The 17,610-nt window shown below is 46.1% G+C and carries 13 protein-coding genes; 4 read left to right on the forward strand and 9 right to left on the reverse strand.

The window, feature by feature from the left end; translation table 11 throughout:
* Positions 1-173: 173 nt before the first annotated feature.
* From AC1DM9_RS28795 to AC1DM9_RS28805, 3 genes are read left to right on the forward strand one after another with little or no spacing between them, the layout of a single operon-like run.
* The gene (locus tag AC1DM9_RS28795) at positions 174-1,181 is read left to right on the forward strand and encodes a FecCD family ABC transporter permease (protein WP_339204605.1); all 1,008 of its coding nucleotides are present in this window, start codon (positions 174-176) and stop codon (positions 1,179-1,181) included.
* 1 nt (position 1,182) lies between these two features.
* Positions 1,183-2,229, forward strand: a complete 1,047-nt coding sequence (locus AC1DM9_RS28800; protein WP_477583485.1) for a FecCD family ABC transporter permease — start codon at positions 1,183-1,185, stop codon at positions 2,227-2,229.
* A 49-nt stretch (positions 2,230-2,278) separates the two neighbouring features.
* Positions 2,279-3,094 (forward strand): ABC transporter ATP-binding protein, encoded by an 816-nt coding sequence (locus tag AC1DM9_RS28805; RefSeq protein ID WP_339204607.1) that lies wholly within the window; start codon positions 2,279-2,281, stop codon positions 3,092-3,094.
* A gap of 76 nt (positions 3,095-3,170) precedes the next feature.
* Here AC1DM9_RS28805 and AC1DM9_RS28810 read toward each other — a convergent pair whose 3' ends face one another.
* From AC1DM9_RS28810 to AC1DM9_RS28845, 8 genes are all read right to left on the reverse strand, one after another.
* Positions 3,171-4,820, reverse strand: a complete 1,650-nt coding sequence (locus AC1DM9_RS28810; protein WP_477583519.1) for a glycoside hydrolase family 13 protein — start codon at positions 4,818-4,820, stop codon at positions 3,171-3,173.
* 89 nt (positions 4,821-4,909) lie between these two features.
* Positions 4,910-6,001 carry a carbohydrate ABC transporter permease gene (locus AC1DM9_RS28815; RefSeq protein ID WP_441908439.1) on the reverse strand — a complete coding sequence of 364 codons (1,092 nt, stop codon included), beginning with the start codon at positions 5,999-6,001 and terminating at the stop codon, positions 4,910-4,912.
* A 1-nt stretch (position 6,002) separates the two neighbouring features.
* A complete protein-coding gene (locus AC1DM9_RS28820) occupies positions 6,003-7,412 on the reverse strand; it encodes a carbohydrate ABC transporter permease (protein WP_477583487.1) in 1,410 nt (469 codons plus the stop codon).
* A 71-nt stretch (positions 7,413-7,483) separates the two neighbouring features.
* Positions 7,484-8,875 (reverse strand): ABC transporter substrate-binding protein, encoded by a 1,392-nt coding sequence (locus AC1DM9_RS28825; protein ID WP_477583489.1) that lies wholly within the window; start codon positions 8,873-8,875, stop codon positions 7,484-7,486.
* A 293-nt stretch (positions 8,876-9,168) separates the two neighbouring features.
* Positions 9,169-10,179: a LacI family DNA-binding transcriptional regulator gene (locus tag AC1DM9_RS28830; protein WP_477583491.1), complete on the reverse strand. Its 1,011-nt coding sequence runs from the start codon at positions 10,177-10,179 to the stop codon at positions 9,169-9,171.
* 409 nt (positions 10,180-10,588) lie between these two features.
* Positions 10,589-12,208 (reverse strand): ABC-F family ATP-binding cassette domain-containing protein, encoded by a 1,620-nt coding sequence (locus AC1DM9_RS28835; RefSeq protein WP_477512371.1) that lies wholly within the window; start codon positions 12,206-12,208, stop codon positions 10,589-10,591.
* Positions 12,209-12,456: 248 nt separating this feature from the next.
* Complete coding sequence (locus tag AC1DM9_RS28840; RefSeq protein WP_441908444.1) at positions 12,457-13,524, reverse strand: Gfo/Idh/MocA family protein; 1,068 nt, start codon at positions 13,522-13,524, stop codon at positions 12,457-12,459.
* A 169-nt stretch (positions 13,525-13,693) separates the two neighbouring features.
* Positions 13,694-14,749, reverse strand: coding sequence for an MBL fold metallo-hydrolase (locus AC1DM9_RS28845; protein WP_445253948.1), 1,056 nt, complete (start codon positions 14,747-14,749; stop codon positions 13,694-13,696).
* A gap of 339 nt (positions 14,750-15,088) precedes the next feature.
* On the opposite strand from AC1DM9_RS28845, the gene AC1DM9_RS28850 reads away from it, so the two are divergent.
* Entirely contained in the window at positions 15,089-16,243 is a 1,155-nt protein-coding gene (locus AC1DM9_RS28850; protein WP_477583494.1) for a virulence factor, read from the forward strand.
* A 90-nt stretch (positions 16,244-16,333) separates the two neighbouring features.
* Here AC1DM9_RS28850 and AC1DM9_RS28855 read toward each other — a convergent pair whose 3' ends face one another.
* A complete protein-coding gene (locus tag AC1DM9_RS28855) occupies positions 16,334-17,518 on the reverse strand; it encodes a transglutaminase domain-containing protein (protein WP_477583496.1) in 1,185 nt (394 codons plus the stop codon).
* Between the last annotated feature and the right edge of the window lie 92 nt (positions 17,519-17,610).

The raw sequence follows: 17,610 nt of genomic DNA on the forward strand, positions 1-17,610 counted from the left end.
ATCATTCTCAGTTTTATTACAAACGAAACTATACCAGCCATATAAAACAAAGTCAATAACTGTTGATAATGATTTTCAACTTCATTGACACTATGTACATGATCCCCTAAAATGTTTTAGTAGTCCTAAATCATGAATACCCTTCACAATTGACATCAAGGAAAGAGGAAATTATGAGTACATTATTACATACACGAGCCCAGAAAATAATAGGGCTGATAACCGGCTTGCTCCTCTTTGCTGCTGGTATCGTTTGCAGCATAGCATTTGGAGTAACGAATATTAGCTGGCGCACGATTTTAGCTTCATTTACCGCATTTGATGGCTCTCAGGAGCAGCTCATCATTCAAACGGCAAGAGTGCCGCGCGCGTTTATCGCAGCCGCAGTCGGAGCGAGTCTAGCTGTAGCAGGCTCACTCATGCAGGGAATTACCCGCAATCAGCTTGCTTCTCCGAGCATATTCGGCGTGAATTCAGGAGCCGCTTTCTTCATCGTCATCGGCTCTGCCTTTTTCGGAGCTAGCGGCATGACGACTTTTGCAACTCTGGCGTTTGTAGGAGCAGCCTTTACAGTGACTCTCGTTTACTCGCTTGGCTCGATCGGCAACGATGGTTTGACTCCGCTGAAGGTTACGCTTGCTGGCGCTGCTATGACTGCTTTCTTCTCTTCGCTCACGCTGGGCGTATTGCTTACAAGCGGCCAGACATTTGATCAGGTGCTTTATTGGTTTGTCGGCTCCGTCTCAGGACGCGACATGAACATCTTTACAGCCGCTGCTCCATATATGGGTATTGCCTTGATAGCGGCCATCGTGCTTGCAAGACATATGAACGTGCTGGCGCTTGGAGAAGACGTTGCTGTAGGATTAGGTCAAAAAACCGTCTATATCAAATTAGCAGCTGGAATTATTATCGTTCTGCTCGCAGGCGGCTCGGTCTCTATGGCTGGCCCTATTGCTTTCGTTGGCATTATTATTCCTCATCTAATGCGTTATTTAGTTGGCATTGACTACCGTTGGGTTATTCCATACTGCGCGGTGTTTGGCGGCATATTGCTGCTTGCTGCTGATATCGGATCAAGATATATTTCATTTCCGAAGGAAGTTCCCGTGGGAATCATGACAGCGATTATTGGTGTTCCTTTCTTCGTGTTTATCGCTAGAAGAGGAGGCCAATCCTAATATGAATAAATGGATCACACTCAGGGGCCGCAAACACTCCTTTCAACTTGACCGCCGAACGTTAATGGTGATTGTTTTGTTGCTAATTGCCAATTTAGCAGCAGTCATCATTTGTGTTGGGCTTGGCAGCAAAACCATTAATCCTATCGATGTTTTACTTACTTTTGTGGGACAAGGTGATTCGTCAGATGCGATGATTATTTTTTCACTTCGTCTGCCACGCGTGTTGATTGCTGTAATGGTAGGCTCCGCACTCGCTGTTTCAGGGGCGCTGCTGCAAGGTATTGTGCGCAATCCTTTGACATCTCCCGACATTATCGGCATTACGGGCGGAGCCTCACTTGGCACCGTTATATTCATTTTGTATTTTTCGCATATAAGCATCCGGTTCATGCCGATCAGTGCTGTTATTGGAGCTTTTGCCGCTGCGTTCCTCATTTATTTATTTGCTTTCCGAAARGGAATCACGCCGCTCAGGCTCGTCCTAATTGGGATCGGAATGGCTACCGCATTAACTGCGGTTACCTACATGCTTATCCTTACGTCATCCTTCACGCCTACTGCGGTAGCCGTCAAAGCCTTTACTTTTATGACTGGCAGCATCTACGGCGTATCATGGGACAGAGACTTTTGGACTTTGCTTCCATGGCTTGTCGTTTTGTTTCCAATTGCGCTTATCTACGCTCGGCATCTTAATGTCCAGGAGCTTGGCGATGAGGTTGCTACAAGCGTAGGCAGCTCCGTGCAAATCAAAAGAACGATACTGCTCATCATCAGCGTTGCACTCGCAGGTGTTGCGGTTGCTATAGGTGGTGCCATTAATTTCATCGGGCTTATGGCGCCTCATATTGCCCGGAAGCTTGTTGGCCCGTCTTATGGAGGCGTAATACCTGTGTCCGCTTTAATAGGGTCGCTCGTATTGCTGCTCTCTGACCTTATCGCAAGAACTGCGTTCCTTCCGCTAGATATTCCAGCAGGTGTCTTCACTGCAGCGATAGGCGCACCGTTCTTTATCTATTTATTGTATCGCCATCGCAACCGATCATAACGCACTGCGCGTTTTTAATTAAACAATAATGCAAAGGGGAGAGATTATCGTGTCCTCCATTCAAGCGAAAAATCTTACGTTATCCTACGGACAAAAAGCGATTTTCAATAATCTTGATTTGCTGATCCCTCCCGGCAAGATCACAGTATTCATTGGCAGCAACGGCTGCGGCAAGTCAACGCTGCTCCGTTCCCTTGCCCGCCTTTTAAAGCCGCAAGAAGGCTCTATTCTTATTGATGGCCATGAGATTGCCAAACTCTCTAGCAAGGAAATCGCAAGGCGCCTAGCGATCTTGCCTCAAGGTCCAATAGCACCGGAAGGCTTAACCGTCCATCAGCTCGTCAAGCAAGGCCGTTATCCTTATCAAAGCTGGCTGCAGCAATGGTCGCATGAAGACGAGAAGATGGTCAAAAAAGCGCTTGAAGTGACGCATATGGACGAGCTGTCCTCGCGCTCACTGGACTCGCTCTCCGGCGGTCAACGTCAACGTGCTTGGATAGCAATGACGCTAGCCCAAAACACACCGACTATTTTGCTTGATGAGCCGACAACCTATTTGGATATGGCCCATCAGATCGAAATTCTTGATTTGCTTTTTGATTTAAACGAGCAGGAGAATCGTACGATTGTGATGGTGCTGCACGACATTAACCTAGCTTGCCGATATGCTGACCATATTGTAGCTGTGAAAGACGGCCAAATACATGCGCAGGGCAAACCGGAAGCCATTATGAACGAACAGCTTATACGCACCGTGTTTGATATGGAATGCCAAATCACAGCAGATCCCATATTTGGCACTCCCCTTTGCATCCCTTACGGGAAAGGCCGCAAGCTGCCATTAAAGCAAGAAAGCGTGCGTTAAGCGCATAATAAAAAAAATGGTGGGGCAGGGTTTATTCTGCTCCACCATTTCTTTATAATCGCACGCTCACGCGGAATTAGGTGATTACTTCATAGATTCGCGCTTCAAATGGCCTCAGCTCGATGCTTCGCCCTTCGTCATTCCAAGTGCTTAATGTATTCTCATACGTACCAAGCACCAGCTTCAAAGCTTCCTCTCCAAAAAACGAATCCGAGAACGTAAAGGTTTGGGCTTCTTCTCCGTGATTCAAAAGCACAACCCATTCGGTTCCCTCCAGCTCTCGAACATAAACATATAGATTCGGATCATCTTCACTTATATCTGTAAAGTCGCCATAAACCATGACTGGATTGCTCTTTCTAAGCGCAATGAGCTTCCGATAAAAAGCTAATACCGAATTTGGATCTTTTTCGGCTTGTTCTACATTAATCTCTTCATAATTTGGATTAACCTTTATCCATGGCTCGGCGCTGCCAAAACCTGCATTCAGCTCCGTATTCCATTGCATTGGCGTTCTGGAGTTATCACGGCTAAGCGCCTGCAATGAACGAAACACTGCAGCAGGATCTTTGCCTTTGCCGACTTCCTCTACATATTTGTTAATCATAGCGATGTCATTATAATCGCCAATCGTTTCATACCTTACGCCTGTCATACCGATTTCTTCGCCTTGATAAATGTATGGAATGCCTGGAAGCGTATGGACCATCGTAGCCAGCAGCTTAGCTGATTCCTCGCGGAATTCCTTGTCATTCCCATAACGAGATACTTGCCGCGTATGATCATGGTTATTTAAAAACTGCGAGCCAAACCCTCGGCCAGCCAAAGCCTCCGCCCACTGCTTCTGGATACGCTTGTAACGAACCATATCCCATTCCGGCATTTCATCCGCAACTTCAAAATGGAACAGCGTATTCAGCTCCATACGCTCCTCTTCAACGAACAAAGGACCTGTCTCCGGTGTAGCGAACGCAATTTCGCCAACCGTCATCATATCGTAATGCCGGAAAACCTCACGGTTCATTTCCTGCAAATAATCATGCAGTCCCGGATTATGTGTTAAATACCTGATGTCATGTGGATCTTCTACATCACTGTAGCTGTTTGGCTTAGCCAGCAATGCCAGAGCGTCGAGCCGCAGCCCGTCTACTCCTTTATCCAGCCAGAAACGCAGCATGTTGTAGATTTCCATTCTCATTTCTTTGTTTGCCCAGTTTAAATCCGGCTGCTCGATCGCAAAGGAATGCATATAATATTGCTTTGTCGTCTCATCAAATTCCCAGCTTGAAGGGTTAAAATAAGAACGCCAGTTGGTAGGCGGCTCGCCCTCTCTGCCATCCTGCCAAATATACCAATCTCGCTTCGGATTATTGATCGAGGAACGAGATTCGATGAACCAAGGATGATGATTCGATGTATGATTAACGACGACGTCCATCATCAGCTTCATGCCTCTTGCATGCGTCTCCGCAACGAGCTGATCAAAGTCTTCCATCGTACCTGCCTTTTTCATTACCGTATAATAGTCGGACACATCGTAACCATTGTCCTTGTCTGGGGATTCATTAAATGGATTAACCCAGACCATTGTCACACCTAACGATTGAATATAATCCAGCTTTTCAATAACACCTCGAAGATCACCAATACCATCCCCGTTTGTATCTTTAAAGCTGCGCCAATAAACCTGATAAACAACTGATTCCTTCCACCAAGCCGGTTTTATCTGCACTCTAATCTCTCCTTCTCTCTATACAAACAAATGGCGCGCGAGGGGACACCGTGTCCAGACGCTGCGCCATTCTTTTGCTGCTGTTAACCTTTGATGGAGCCGCCAAGCATCCCGCGAACAAAGTATTTTTGAAGTGCAAAAAATACGGTGAGCGGCATGAGCATCGAAACAAATGCTGCTGCTGTAAGCAAATGCCAGTCATTTCCTCTGGAGCCTACCATGTTTGCAATATTCATTGACAATACTTGCACTTCAGGCTGGCTTCCGAGAAATATAAGGGATATCAAATAATCATTCCATACCCATAAAAATTGGAATATGCTGATCGATGCTAGTGCTGGAACGGATAGCGGCAGGATGAGCCTGCTGAAAATTGTGAAATTCGTTGCCCCGTCCATAAATGCCGATTCGAACAAATCCTTGGGCAGCTGACTAATTGATGTGTACATAAAATATGTGATCAATGGCAAACCAAACGCCGTATGTGCAAGCCAGATCCCAAAGTATGTGCCGTTCAGTCCAAGCGATGTATAATCGCGCAAAATCGGAATGAGCGCTACCTGTAAAGGCACGACAAGCAAAGCGATAACAATGACAAACAATGTCTTTCTTCCTGGGAACTTTAGCCAAGCAAAAGCATAAGCTGCAAAGGATGCGATGAAAATCGGAATTACGGTAGCTGGTACTGTAACCGCAATCGTATTCCAGAAGGAACGCGACATACCGCTGCCCTTCTCTGTCTTGGTCGTACCATCTGGCATCGTGATGGAATATGTTTTTCCACCCAGCACCGTCTCATAGTTCTGAGTCGTAAAATTAGATATGATCGTCCACTGCTTATCCTGTACGTTCAGAAGTCTAGCTCTCCGGTTTTCCCAGATCAATCGTTCGCCGTTAAGCTCCACACCCGCACGCAGCTGATCATCGGTAAACGTTGCTCCATTCACCTTAATTGGCTCACGAAGATCGGTGTCCTTGGGCAGCTGAATTTGCTCTGTTGTGCTCCAATCCCGATGAGGCAGTATATTCCACCAGCCAGTAGATAATATATCTGCTGCAGGCCGGAAAGAGGAAACGAGCAGACCGAGCGTCGGGATAGTCCAAATGAGACATATGACAGCTAGCACTGTATTCACGAGCCACTTGGACTTACGGGATTTTTTGTTCCTGCTCATATTAGAACCCTCCTTCTCTACGGAACTGCCGCAGATTGATTATGATGACTGGAATGACAGCAACGAGAAGCACAATGGCTAAGGTTGAACCATAACCTGCATTTTGGTACATAAACAGCTGGCGATAGAACTGTGTTGCCACTACGTCCGTCTCATATTGTCCGCCTGTCATGATCATAACAACGTCGAAGATTTTGAGTGTAAACACAATAATCGTTGTTGTAACGGATAACAAAGTTCCCGCAATGTAAGGAATCATGATTTTGAAAAAAATGCGAACCTCGCCTGCGCCATCCATACGAGCGGCCTCCAGCATATCCTCTGGGATGCTCTTAATCGCAGCTGAGAATATAACCATCGCAAAACCTGTTTGCATCCAAATGAGAATAACGATAAGGAACAGGTTATTCCACGGCTGAATCATACTGAGCCATGCCTGCGGTTCCCCGCCAAATTTCACGACGATCGCATTCAGCAGTCCAATTTGCTCCTGGCCTGGCTGATAGTAATAAATAAATTTCCAGATAACGCCTGCCGCTACGAACGAGATCGCCATTGGCATAAATATGAGACCCTTAGCCAACTTCTCGAAGCTGCTTCGATCGGCAAGTATCGCAATAAGAAGACCTAAGCCAACACAAGCCAGTGTGCCAAAGAACACCCAAAGCAAGTTGTTGCGCAGCGCCATGATGAGCAGGCGGTCCGTAAATACAGCTACATAGTTGGCGAAACCGACAAAATTGACCGAGCCGGCATCAAAAAAGCTTAAGTATAGCGTCCGCAATGTCGGAAAGACAAGCAGCCAACCAAGCAGCAGCACCGCTGGGCCAACAAATACAAAAGGCAATATTCTCCGCTTCCATTGATCCGGATACTTTTCAACTACCCAGTTAAACGAATAGTAAATCGAATAAATACCAACTGCTCCCCATATGACTGCAAACACCGCATTGAGGATAGGCGGAAGGTTGGAGTCGCGGAAAAGTATAAATATGCCCCCGTGAATGACAATATTGATAACTGGCACGAGTATGGATAACAACAGTAGCCGCAGAGCATTGCCTTTCCTAGCCTGTAATTCCATATGAATCCTCCTCCAAGGTTTGCGAAGCAAACCTTTCTTCGTAAGCGTAAACTTAGGTTTGCGTAGCAAACCTATCTTCGTAAGCGTAAACTTAGGTTTGCGAAGCAAACCTTTCTTCGTAAGCGTAAACTTAGGTTTGCGTAGCAAACCTWTCTTCGTAAGCATAAACTTAGGTTTGCGTAGCAAACCTTTCTTCGTAAGCATAAACTTAGGTTTGCGTAGCAAACCTTTCTTCGTAAGCATAAACTTAGGTTTGCGTAGCAAACCTTTCTTCGTAAGCATAAACTCAGGTTTGCGAAGCAAACCTTTTATCGTAAAAGCCACCATTTACTGCATTGATTATAGAGGGGCTTTCCCCTTGCCGCGAGAAGCCCCCGAATCACTCAAGCAGCAGTCAATTATTTTTTCCAGCCAGCTTGAATTTCTTTTAGTGCTGTATCCAAATCTACTGTTCCACTTACCCAGTCTGTCATACCTTTCCAGAATGTACCTGCGCCAACTGCGCCTGGCATAAGGTCAGAACCGTCAAAACGAATCGTTTCTGCTGTTTTCACGAATTCTGCCATTCTGCGTTCTTGATCGTTCGGGTACCATGATGGATCAGCATCATTCATAGGAGCTGTTACGCCGCCTGTTTGAATCCAAGCTTTGAGCGACTCGCCCGTTGTGAAGAATTCCATTACAGCGCGAACCTCTGGACGATCATTAAACATAGCATAAATATCTCCTGAGATTAGAGCTGGTTGACCATATTTCTCATCAATGGCTGGAAGTGGGAACCAATCGTAATCATCAGCTGTCAAGCCTTCTGGGAAGAAGCTTGTAATAAAGCCGGCTTGACGGTGTAGCCATGCTTTTGGCGGATTATCGAATAGCGGCTTAACTGCATCACCAAACGATGTTGTAGCGATCGATTTTTTTCCTCCGTACACATAGTCCTCGTTGAACCAGATTTCAGCCATTTTTTCTGATGCATTTTTGACTACAGGGTCTGTGAATGGAAGCTCACCCGATACCCATTTGTCATAATTTTCAGGCGTAGTCGTGCGGAGCATAATATCCTCCATCCAGTCTGTAGCCGGCCAGCCAGTCGCTGTACCGCTCTCGATGCCTATGCTCCAAGCTGGATCGCCGTCTTTCGCGATTTGATCAGTCAGCGCCATAAGCTCTGTCCATGTTTTTGGAACGGTATAACCTGCTTCTGCAAATGCTTTTTTGTTGTACCACACTAAGCTTTTTACGCTGCTGCGTGCCCAGATGCCGGACATTACGTCTCCGCTAGTACCTTTCATCGTAGCCATGTCAAGCCAGCTTTGGTTGTATTGTTTCTTCAAATACTCATCGCTAAGGAATGATTTTACATCAATTACCTTACCAGAGTTCACAAAGCCCTTCAGCAAACCCGGCTGCGGGAAATCCGCAATATCAGGAGCGTTTCCGCCGTTTACACGTACCGAAATCGTTGCTTCGAACTCTTTAGAGCCTTCATACGCGATGTCGATTCCAGTCTTATCTTCGAACGCTTTAATGCTTTCGTTAAATTTCACTTCATCCGCATCCGTAAACGGACCGAACATCGTAACCTTTTTACCTTTAAAATCGCCGTTTAATGCTTTAGCCAGCGCGCTGTCGCCCGCCCCTGCTCCTGCATTCGTTCCGCCCTCTGCTGGCTTCTCTGTCGGCTGGTTCGTTGTATTATTATTTTTCCCTCCGCAAGCCGTAATCGTCATCACAAGCGCTAGCGTTAGAATAAAGACAGTCGATGCTTTTTTTGTTTTTCTCGTGTACATAGACCTCATCCTTTCATGTTTAAGTAATCAGTAATTAAATTACACTTACTCGGCCCTTTTGAAACGTTAAATTAACGTCAGATAACAAGTTGTTGCCTCACCTCCTTTAAAGTGCCAATGTAGGTTGTTTTTATGCTCAACAGGTATCGAAAACAAAATCTTTTAAATAGATAACGCTTCCATTGCTCTGAAAAGCTTTTCAGAGAGGAGTTAAAGCGAAAGACCAAAGCCAAAATTTAGAGGCAAAGCCGTTTCGCTATTAATATTCGAATCTAAGTATTATCGTTTCACGTCTATGATGAATAGGACTTGGTTGACTCCCGTACAATTAAATGATGTGGAAGCTTTTCTCTGAGCACTTCAACTTTCCCAGTTGTAATCAGCTCATGCAGCTTCTCAACGGATCGATACCCAATATCATAGGTTGGCTGGTCTATCGTCGTTAGCTTAGGTATAAACATATGAGCCATTCGGATATTGTCAAAACCTACGACAGACATTTGCTCAGGTACGGATTTGCCATTGTCGCGCAAATATGAAATCGCACCCATCGCGAATTCATCCGAAGCTGCAAAAACGGCCGTTAAATCGGGACAACGAGTGAACAGTCGTTCAGCTGCATCATAAGCATGCTCAAATCGATGTATAGCAAATTCAATGCAATTCTCGTTTTCTGAGAGGTTATATTCCTGAAGCGCCTTCTTAAAGCCCGTATATCGCGGCTCACCGGAGATTGTGATTCCTAAAGGAAAACCAATCATACCTATGCGGCAATGTCCTGCTTCAATTAAATGTTTGACCGCATCATACGCACCCTGCTCATCATCAATATCAACGGAAGGAATATCATACTCCGGAGCATTGGTAGAAGCTAGAACGAATGGCAGACGATAGCGCTGCATCTCCTCGTAATATTCTTCATGCAATGAATCACTCGTAAATATGATGCCATCTACCTGCTTCTCAAAAAAGCTTTGCACATAAGCGATCGTCCGCTGCTTGTCGCGGTCTGTATTACAGATCATCAGACTATGGTTCAGCATAACAGCCGCATCCTGCATTCCGCGTATTAAGCCGGCATAATACGGATTTTCTATATCCGGAATCATAACGCCAAGCGTGTCTGATTTTTTGTAAATCAGCCCTCTGGCAAATCCATTCGGCTGGTATTGAAGCGCCTCAATAGCTTCCAGCACCTTGATACGTTTCTCTTCCACTACGGTTTCCGGCGCATTCATGACCCGGGATACGGTGCTTATGGACACGTTAGCGTATTTTGCTACATCGCGTATAGTCGATTTCATAATGGCACGCCTTTCTTGATGAGTAAGAATGATGTAACATGCGCTAGTTTGAATTTTATTATAATGAGTCAAGTTTCACATTTATGAAAGTGCTTACTGAAAAGCTTTTCTGAAAACCTTTTCAAACGTAGTATAACTCCCTTTTACACATAAATCAACCAAAAAATTTTCAAGTTTGTCCATTTTATTTATGCCAATTGTTGCATAACTTTAGATAAGACGGCTGCTTTCGAGCTTAACGGTATTTTCTACTAATGAAAATAATAACGTAGCCATTGAGGCTTCATATCTGTATATTGTGAGCAAATGAAATGACATCTAGACTTGAGAATTTTATTCGGTTCTCCATATAGACAAAAAAAGCGTCAATCAGCGAGACTATCCTCACTGATTGACGCTCTATAGTAAATTAAACAGCGTACATACGTTCACGAAGCGCTTTAACCTCAGCACTTTCAAGGTACTCGTCATAAGTCATCATCCGGTCGATTACACCGTTCGGCGTAATTTCAACGATGCGGTTAGCGATCGTTTGTACGAACTGATGGTCATGCGAAGTGAACAAAACCGTACAATCCGTATCTGTCAAACCATTATTCAGAGCCGTAATGGATTCAAGATCCAAGTGATTCGTTGGCTCATCCAAAATAAATACGTTCGCGCCCTCAAGCATCATCTTGGAGAGCATGCAGCGAACTTTCTCGCCTCCGGACAACACGCTTGCTTTCTTCATTGCATCATCGCCCGAGAAGAGCATACGGCCAAGGAATCCGCGAATAAAAGTTTCATCCGGATCTTTCGAATATTGACGAAGCCATTCCACAAGGTTCAAATCAACACCATCAAAATATGGTGAGTTGTCTTTCGGGAAATAAGCCTGCGATGTTGTTACACCCCATGAGTAGCTGCCAGCATCCGCTTCAACTTCACCAACAAGCAATTGGAAAAGCAAAGTCTTAGGCAAGCTGTTCGGTCCAACAAATGCAACTTTATCGCCTTTATTAAGAGCGATCGTCAGATTGTCGATCACTTTCTCGCCGTCGATCGTTTTGGTCAAGCCATCAACAAGCAGGAGCTGCTTGCCCGCTTCACGCTCACCTTTGAAGAGGATAAACGGATATTTACGGTTAGATGGACGAATATCATCAAGCGAAATTTTCTCAAGAAGCTTCTGTCTCGAAGTTGCTTGTTTCGCTTTCGATTTGTTCGCACTAAAGCGTTGAATAAACGCCTGCAATTCCTTGATCTTGTCTTCCTTCTTCTTGTTCTCACCGCGCATCAACTGCAATGCAAGCTGGCTGGATTCGTACCAGAAGTCATAGTTGCCGACATACATTTGGATTTTGCCAAAGTCGATATCCGCAATATGTGTACATACCGTATTCAGGAAGTGCCTGTCATGGCTGACTACGACAACAGTTCCTTGGTAATCGGCAAGGAAATCTTCCAACCAGCGAATGGACTCAATGTCCAAGTGGTTGGTAGGCTCATCGAGCAATAGAATGTTCGGTGTGCCAAACAATGCTTGAGCCAGCAATACACGGACTTTCTCATTGCCGCTTAGCTCAGCCATTTTCTTATCATGCAGGTCAGGAGTAATACCAAGTCCATTTAGCATCTCTGCTGCTTCAGACTCAGCTTCCCAGCCGTTCATGTCTGCGAAGTCAGCTTCAAGCTCACCTGCACGCATGCCGTCTTCATCAGTGAAGTCTGCTTTTGCATACAAAGCGTCCTTCTCCTTCATTACTTCATAAAGACGCTTGTGACCCATCATTACCGTCTCAAGTACAACGGACTCGTCGTATTCATAATGGTTCTGCTTTAGAACGGCTAGCCGTTCACCCGGCGTTATATGCACTTCTCCGTGCGATTGCTCAACTTCACCGGATAATATTTTCAAAAAGGTCGATTTGCCCGCGCCGTTAGCGCCGATCAAGCCATAACAGTTGCCTGGCGTGAACTTAATGCTAACATCTTCAAAAAGCGCCCGCTTCCCGTAACGGAGCGTTATGCCACTTGTACTAATCATTCGTTTAATCCCGTCCTTCACTACAAAATCACTTTATCTTGATCTATTATACCACAGTATGCAAGGAAACCGAACCTTCTTTTGCCTTTGACTTAGCATTTGGATAGACAATCCAGCAACGAGGATTACTTTTAATTCATAGATCTCACGATAAAAAAACCTTCCTCCATGCGACTTTGATACAGTTGTCGCATTAGGGAAGGTTTTTAGCAATACACTATGAAGCAGTGATGTCTTTTTTTAAAAGATTAATCCCACTTCAGCTTAACTTCATTGCCCGTGCGGGATGATTCATATATTGCGTCAAGAATACGGTTATTTGTATAACCTGAAAGTGCAGACGTAATCGGCTGCCTGCCTTCGCGAATGCAATCGACAAAATGACGGCTCATTAGAATCCGATCCTCTTCGCCCTCTAGCGGAGTGATGTCGCTTTCAACGACTTCATTGTTCTCATGCGTAACATACTTGCCGTTATTGCCAATGATCGCTACGCCGCCCTCTGTTCCCATCAAATGAATAAATGGATCTTCCGGCAGGAAGGCTGAATGTGCAGCCCAGCTAACCTCAAGCGACAAGGTTGCTCCATTATCAAGTTTAATAAGCGCCGAGGCAAGGTCCTCAACGTCATAGTACCCGTCCCAATTTGGCGTACCCCATGTTCCTGTACCAAGACGGTTAGGACCAAATTCTGCATAAGTCGAACCGTATACGGAAACAGGCTTCGGATTGCCCATGAGATAAAGCGAAAGATCGAGCATATGAACTCCGATGTCAATCAGCGGGCCGCCGCCTGCTTGGTCTTTGCGAGTGAACCATGAGCCCCAGCCGGGAATGCCCTTTTTGCGGAACCAGCCAGCTTTTGCATTATAGATATGGCCTACATCGCCGTTATCAATTCGCTGCTTAAGTGCGCGGCTTAGTCCGGTCCAGCGCATTTGATGCGACATCATTAGTATTTTACCTGATTTCTCAGCTTCCTCTACGATTAGCCGCGCTGCTTCGGAATCAATAGCCATCGGTTTCTCCAGCAGAACATGCTTGCCTTGCTTCAGTGCTTCAATAGCAAGCTCGGCATGAAATTGGTTAGGCACACCAATAACGACTGCATCGATCGATGAGTCTTCAAGCAGCGATTGCGGGCTTGGATGAACCGTTTCAATACCGTACTCAGCAGCACGCTGCTCAGCAAGCGGAAGGTAAGCGTCCGTTACAGCAACAACATCGATACCTTCGACTTTATTGAATGTCTGCATATGTATACTACCGATTGCACCTGCACCGATAACGCCTAGACGAATGTTTGCATGAATCATTCCTTGCTCCTCCTTATAGGTACCTTGCTTCGTAAGATAAGCTTAGATTTGCGCATGCAAACCTAAGCCCCCTAAAATTATTCCACTATGCATACTTATACTTAGCAAGTATAACGGTTTCTCTTACCGTCGTCATTGCTCGAATTTGGCAAACCTTTGTCCTCGTTTGTTATTTCCCGGACATACGCCAAGTCTCGCCATGCGGCAGAACTAGAATTCGCTCGTCAGAAATACATCGTTTTCTACGTTCAGCCTCCAAGCGATCAAGCGCTTCACGAGGCGTATCATCCGCAAGCTTAAACGCACCATAGTGCATAGGAATAAACCACTTGGCATCCAAATCATCGAAGGCTTGGAGCGCTTGCTCCGGCGTAATATGCTGCGGCGCCATGAACCATTCCGGCTCATAAGCTCCAATCGGCAATAACGCTACATCAACCGGGAAGCGGCGGCCGATCTCCTTGAAGCCTTGAAAATAACCGCTGTCCCCCGCGAAATAAATAGTCGGAAAATCAGATATGACTGGCCGCTCGACGGAAGCTGTACCACTAAAAAACGGACAACTCCGAGCAGCTGCCGGCTCGGACGCGCTTGCGATTTGCGCTCGCGACTCTGCAGCTGATTCCATTCCGTCACCGGCCTCAAAAGTATCACGAACATGACTTACAAGCTTCTCGCTGCGTGATGCTGGACGCTCAATGACAAAGCCTCCCCAATGCGAGCTATTCGTATCCCATGGATTGCGGCGAGTCGAATGCTGTGAAGGCACAAAAGTGAATTTTACGCCGTTATACATAACGGATTCCCACCAGTGGAGCTCCTTAATTCTAAGAAAGCCCTTCTTGCGAAGCTTGGCACCTAGTCCTGCAGGCACAAGCAATTGTCTAGCGCCAACCAGCCTGCGCAGCGAATTTATATTTAAATGATCATAATGAGAATGCGATATTAGCACGATATCAATAGGCGGAACGTCCTCTACCTTGATACCCGGCGCTGAAAGTCTTTTTTGAAATGCCATTTGAGTCGACCACACAGGGTCTGTAATAATGTTCAATCCGCCGAACTGAATAAAAAAAGTGGAATGCCCTACCCAAGTAATAGAAGGCCATTTTCGGTTATTCTCCAAGTATGCGATGTCAGGTTCAACATTCGGAACGGTGAATGAATAATCTTTCATTCTCAGCTTGCGAATGCGTTCCTGACGCCATCTTTTGAATTGCTTCATTGAAGTGTGCTGCTCGATAGGATCTATATTAGCAAATCGTTTTAACTTCAACCGTCCATCCCTCCTTCGCATTCATTTCTTGTTTTATTAAGATACCAAGCCAGCGGTACTCAATGCAAATATGTTATTTATGCGAAATCATCCACGCACTCGTATGACAGTCTATCCAGAAATGTGAATTAGAGACAATCTCTCGTTTCATCGTTCGCATCCTAACATAAAATCAGTTACACTTGGTTATAAAGCATTTACACATAAGATTACGCTTTCGACGCAGCATTTGTTACATAAATGAAGCAGATGAGCGTCTAAATATCAATTAGCCCAGGAGGTTTCCTTATGAAACTAATTTCAATAGAACCAACGCCGAGTCCCAATTCCATGAAGCTGAACGTCGATGAGATGCTCCCTCGCGGACGCAGACTCACCTACAAAGCGAGTGAAGCAAGCGACGCTCCTGAGCTGCTTCAGCAGCTTTTGCAAATAAACGGAGTGAAAAGCTTATTCCGTACAGCTGACTTTATTGCGCTTGACCGCAAGCCTGGAGCAGATTGGGCAGCTATACTCGCTGAAGCAGGACAATTGCTGCAGAAGGTTGCTGATGGCGACAACGGCGAGAGCAGCGGGAAAGGACCTTCAACAAGCTTTGGCGAAGCACAGGTGCTCGTTCAAATGTATCGCGGCATTCCGATGCAGGTGCGCGTAAGAATGGGAGACATCGAGGCACGTTCAGCGCTCCCGCCACAGTTTGGCGAGGCGGTTAACCTTGCCGCTGGCTCTGGCATGATTCGCGAGCGCAAGCTGGAGGAGTTTGGCGTTCGCTACGGAGAGCCCGAGGAAATTGCAGCTGAAATTGTACGCGAGCTGGAAGCTTCCTATTCGAGTGAGAGATTGGACACTCTTGTGCAAGCAGCTATTGAGCAAGGGAATGCTGGTGCTGAAGGAGAAGCTCCAGCTGTCGTAAGGCCAGCTCCGCTAACTTTTGAACAAGCGCAAGAGCAGTTCGCCTCACCGGATTGGCAGGTTCGTTACGCAGCATTGGAGCGATACGTTTCCGCTATAGAAGGTTTGCCTCTGCTTGCACAAGCGATAAAGGATGAGAACACATCCATTCGTCGTCTTGCCGTTATCTATCTCGGCGATCTGCGAGCGCCTGAAGCGCTGCCGTATTTGTTTATGGCGCTGCGTGATTCCTCAACTTCCGTTAGAAGGACGGCTGGCGACACGCTGTCTGATCTTGGTGATCCCGCTGCGGTTGGACCGATGATTGAATCGCTCCGTGACAAAAACAAGCTTGTCCGCTGGCGCGCGGCACGCTTCCTCTATGAAGCAGGAGATGAATCTGCGATCGATGCGCTGCGTGAAGCCGCAAACGATAATGAATTTGAAATTCAGCTTCAAGCCAAAATGGCGCTTGAACGTATTGAACGCGGTGAAGAAGCCGCCGGCTCTGTATGGCAGCAAATGACCGCAGCGAGAAAAAATGAGCAATAATTGATTTACTCCAATAGGAAAGGGGGTGCAGAAATGCACCCCCTTTCCTATTGGAACAAAATGAGGTGCAGCCCTCTGCACCTCATCCTATTATTTCGTATATTCCAGCTGAAGATTAACAAGAAGTGATTGATCGCCAGCATAAGGCTCATAGCTTGCCCGATAGCCAACTGCTACGTTTATACGTTTGAAGGCAGCCTTTAAAGCTGCTGGGAATTGATCACCTTGCTCATATCTGAACGACAGGCTCCCTGCCTTGGAATCAAGCGCCGATTGTATAACTTGATTCAGCTGCGCTGAGCTTGATACCGTATATTCCGGTTCAAGCCAGTGCAGGCCAAGTGCGATCTTCAGCCTGCTGAAGCGGCTGCGCTCCACCTTTCCCCCTTGCTTCTCCAACTCACGAATCGTATCCGCATAGGAGACGTTTGCAGCAGGATAAGTTCTAGTCCACTGGTGATCAACGCGCAGTTCCTCATCCGTTCTCAAATAATAGTTATAACGAATCGTACTCTCGCTTGGCGAAACTTTTTGTGCCGTGATTTGGCTTCCTGCTGATGCTGCTGCGACCGGATCATCCCAGGTTAGATCCAAATGGTACCAAACACCGTCTACCTGCACCATATTCCATGCATGCTCGCCCGTATTCACAGTACCCTCTGCGATTAAAACCGTCAGTCCCGCTTGCTTCAGCATTTTATAGCCTAGCAATGAGTATCCTTGACACACGGTTTCTCCGAGTGTCACCGCATCATAAGCAGTGTAATGCTTCAATGTTTTATCATACTCCACATGGCTAACGACCCAGTCGTGAATGGCTTTTATTTTCTCATGCTCATTCATTCCTGGCTCTATTATAGATTGGAGCGCCTTTGCAACGGTGCGATCTACAACTGCCGTTTGTTCCAGTGTCTCACGGTATCTGGCTTCCAGAGCAATCGTCGATTTATTTCCCCAGCTGCGAATGGTGTAGATGTAGGATTCAAGAATGTAGGCTGAATAATCATCATGCTTTAAAGCAGCACGAATGACCTCTGTCATTTTCTTCGATAGTTCCTGCTTGTCCCCCGTGTATGTCACTGAAAACCGCTCGGACCTGGCTTTGAAATGTTTAGCAAGCTCGAGCTCCAAGCGCTCCATCTTATTCGTTTCATCCAAGGCGGCCACCTCCTCCGACTCTGCTGCCGCCGGAAATAAATCCAGCTTGAGGTCAAGACAAAATGCAGCTACTACGATAACGACAACCACCAACAATTTAGAAGCTACTCTACGCATTCGAACCTCCTTAACAATAAGTGAAAGAAAGCAACCATTTATCAGAAACTTCTTCACATTTATATTTTCAACTAAAAGGGATGCCCGCTTAT

Source organism: Paenibacillus sp. 01T431, from assembly GCF_056398625.1.

What these genes read in the sequence shown, in the direction of transcription:
- AC1DM9_RS28795 (WP_339204605.1), top strand. Translation starts at nt 174, where the DNA reads ATGAGTACATTATTACATACACGAGCCCAGAAAATAATAGGGCTGATA.
- AC1DM9_RS28815 (WP_441908439.1), bottom strand. Translation starts at nt 6,001, where the DNA reads ATGAGCAGGAACAAAAAATCCCGTAAGTCCAAGTGGCTCGTGAATACA.
- AC1DM9_RS28825 (WP_477583489.1), bottom strand. Translation starts at nt 8,875, where the DNA reads ATGTACACGAGAAAAACAAAAAAAGCATCGACTGTCTTTATTCTAACG.
- AC1DM9_RS28830 (WP_477583491.1), bottom strand. Translation starts at nt 10,179, where the DNA reads ATGAAATCGACTATACGCGATGTAGCAAAATACGCTAACGTGTCCATA.
- AC1DM9_RS28835 (WP_477512371.1), bottom strand. Translation starts at nt 12,208, where the DNA reads ATGATTAGTACAAGTGGCATAACGCTCCGTTACGGGAAGCGGGCGCTT.
- AC1DM9_RS28840 (WP_441908444.1), bottom strand. Translation starts at nt 13,524, where the DNA reads ATGATTCATGCAAACATTCGTCTAGGCGTTATCGGTGCAGGTGCAATC.
- AC1DM9_RS28845 (WP_445253948.1), bottom strand. Translation starts at nt 14,749, where the DNA reads ATGAAGCAATTCAAAAGATGGCGTCAGGAACGCATTCGCAAGCTGAGA.
- AC1DM9_RS28850 (WP_477583494.1), top strand. Translation starts at nt 15,089, where the DNA reads ATGAAACTAATTTCAATAGAACCAACGCCGAGTCCCAATTCCATGAAG.
- AC1DM9_RS28855 (WP_477583496.1), bottom strand. Translation starts at nt 17,518, where the DNA reads ATGCGTAGAGTAGCTTCTAAATTGTTGGTGGTTGTCGTTATCGTAGTA.